The 241-nt window shown below is 74.7% G+C and carries 1 pseudogene; it reads right to left on the bottom strand.

Annotated features, from left to right (window positions below):
* Nucleotides 1-241 (bottom strand): annotated as a pseudogene (locus JT719_RS25090) (class I SAM-dependent rRNA methyltransferase); the annotation flags it as partial.

The raw sequence follows: 241 nt of genomic DNA on the forward strand, positions 1-241 counted from the left end.
GCGGTCCAGGATCAGGCCGGGCAGCCCGTCGGCCTCCGCATGGACCAGCCGGTAGAAGGGACGGCCGAACAGCCGGTCGCGCAGCTCCGTGGCGGCGCGCAGGCGGCGTTCCAGGAAGGCGCCGTCGATCACCGCCGCCGGGTCGGTGGACAGCAGCCGGGCCGCGACCAGCGTGTGCGGGTTGAAGGTGAAGATGCCCACCGGCTTGCCGCTCGGCTCCAGCAGCCGCACCGGGCTGCCG

Origin of the sequence: Sabulibacter ruber (genome assembly GCF_017355955.1) — a bacterium.
GTDB lineage: Bacteria > Bacteroidota > Bacteroidia > Cytophagales > Hymenobacteraceae > Nibribacter > Nibribacter ruber_A.